The sequence below is a fragment of the Mesorhizobium sp. M7A.F.Ca.CA.003.01.2.1 genome, from assembly GCF_003998945.1.
Taxonomy (GTDB): domain Bacteria; phylum Pseudomonadota; class Alphaproteobacteria; order Rhizobiales; family Rhizobiaceae; genus Mesorhizobium; species Mesorhizobium ciceri.
In genome coordinates, this window is the sequence record NZ_RZRA01001040.1 from 1 (window position 1) to 1,865 (window position 1,865).

Annotated in this window: 4 protein-coding genes; 2 read left to right on the plus strand and 2 right to left on the minus strand. The window is 62.0% G+C overall.

What is annotated here, in order from left to right; translation table 11 throughout:
- Both EN969_RS29330 and EN969_RS29335 read right to left on the minus strand, forming a co-directional pair.
- A partial coding sequence (locus EN969_RS29330; RefSeq protein ID WP_206525261.1) for a sensor histidine kinase N-terminal domain-containing protein occupies positions 1-319 on the minus strand: 319 nt, incomplete at its 3' end.
- Positions 320-332: 13 nt separating this feature from the next.
- Positions 333-1,010, minus strand: a complete 678-nt coding sequence (locus EN969_RS29335; RefSeq protein WP_013532452.1) for a response regulator — start codon at positions 1,008-1,010, stop codon at positions 333-335.
- Between the two features lie 464 nt (positions 1,011-1,474).
- On the opposite strand from EN969_RS29335, the gene EN969_RS29340 reads away from it, so the two are divergent.
- Together EN969_RS29340 and EN969_RS29345 are read left to right on the plus strand one after the other, a co-directional pair.
- Entirely contained in the window at positions 1,475-1,678 is a 204-nt protein-coding gene (locus tag EN969_RS29340; protein ID WP_013532451.1) for a DUF680 domain-containing protein, read from the plus strand.
- A 47-nt stretch (positions 1,679-1,725) separates the two neighbouring features.
- The coding region (locus tag EN969_RS29345) for a DUF680 domain-containing protein (protein WP_127419642.1) at positions 1,726-1,865 on the plus strand (140 nt) is incomplete at its 3' end.

Sequence of the window (1,865 nt, forward strand, 5' to 3'; positions counted from 1 at the left end):
GCTGCGGCGCTTCGGGCAGGTCGGGATATCCGGTCAGCAGCCGCCCGCCGGCTGTCTCGACGCGATAGTAGACGCTGTCGCGGTCGCCGGTGTCGAACATCTCGATCGCCGCCGGGGGCACCGTGGCATCGAGCACGCCGTCGACCATGGCGACCTGCTCGGCAATCGCCCGCGCCGATCCGACGAGCATCCGGTCGGTGACCAGGTCCGCGGTCGCCAGTGCGTTGCGCTGGCTGGTCCACAGGTTGATGGTCGCGAGCCCGGCAAGCGGCAGCACCACCCATGCCAGCAATTGCAGGCGGAGGCTGTTGATCCTCATGGCGCCAGGATCGTCACGGCGCCAAATCGTCTTGGCGCAACAGGTAGCCGAGGCCACGCAGTGTGGCGATCTGGACCCGCGACCCGTCGAGCTTCTTGCGCACGCGGTGCACGTAGATCTCGATGGCGCTGGGATCGGCGTCGGTCTCGAAATCGTAGATCGCGGCCGACAATGCCGCCTTGCTCACCGTGCGTCCGGCCTTGACCATCAATTGCTCAAGCACGGCATGCTCGCGCGGTGTCAGCGCCAGCGCCTCGCCGGCAAGCGAAAACAGCCGCGTGTTGGTGTCGAAGACGAGATCACCGCAGGCAACGACCGGCGCGGTGCGGTCATTGGCACGGCGCAATTGCGCGCGGATTCGTGCTTCGAGCTCTTCGATCTGGAAGGGCTTGGCCAGATAGTCGTCGGCGCCCTCATTGAGGCCCTTGACCCGGCCGTCGAGACTGGCGTTTGCGGTCAGCACGATCACCGGCACCCGGTTGCCGCGCGTCCGCAACATTCGCAGCACCTCCAGCCCGCTCATGCGCGGCAGCGCAAGGTCGAGGATGACAAGCGCGTGGTCACCGGCGGCGAGCGCGTGTTCGACATCCTCGCCATCATGGACGATGTCGACGACATAGTTCGCCTGACGCAGGGTCTTGCCCAGCCAATCCGCCAGCTCGCGATTGTCTTCTACAAGCAGCAACCGCATTTCTATCGCTGTCCTGGGGTGCAGGTCACCCGGATTTCCGCCACTTCTTCAACTGGCGCCGCCAAGTCGCGCCCGATTGATGATCGTGCACAAGCGATAATCTCGATCCAACCGCAAGGCAAATGTAGGAGATCCAGAAGTTCAGATGGTGCGCAATCGCTTCAAACCGAACCGTTCAGTTCGATTTCTGTTGACGCACTGTGTAGCAGATGGTGAACGCCGGCCTGGCGAGCGGTCGCGCCTGGTGATGGGCGTTATCGATTAACTGTCTGATTTCAAACAGTTAAATTATGACCGCCGAGACCCTGTGTCAAATTTCAAGGCCTGGATTCGAGCCGCGGGGGAACATCTTCGTGATTGGAATCCGCGGCAGCGCGAGCCCATCTCGGGGTGGTCCGAGCGACGCGAAATTCCTCCCAAGGGCACGCCACTAGACGGACATGACAAATACTGGAGTAATTAAAATGACCAAGATCGCTCTTACCGCCGCCGCCATCCTCGTTGCCACGGGCACTGCTTTTGCCGGCAGCGACAATTATGGCTCGGCCAACGCCAATCAGCCTGCCGTCGCTGTCGACCATTCGATCACCGCTTCGGTCTCCAAGTCGACGCAGACCGTCCAGGCCCCCGCTTCGCAGGGCGCTGACCGCAACCTCTTCGGCCGCTAATCGCGACTGCCGATATCGACCCAAACTTGAACTCAGGAGTAATTAAAATGACCAAGATCGCTCTTACCGCTGCCGCCATCCTCGTTGCCACGGGCACTGCTTTTGCCGGCAGCGACAATTATGGCTCGGCCAACGCCAATCAGCCTGCCGTCACCGTCGACCAGTCGGCCACTGCTTCGATCTCCAA

Excerpts from the sequence above, each read along its gene's own strand:
- EN969_RS29335 (WP_013532452.1), bottom strand. The coding sequence starts at position 1,010 with ATGCGGTTGCTGCTTGTAGAAGACAATCGCGAGCTGGCGGATTGGCTG.
- EN969_RS29340 (WP_013532451.1), top strand. The coding sequence starts at position 1,475 with ATGACCAAGATCGCTCTTACCGCCGCCGCCATCCTCGTTGCCACGGGC.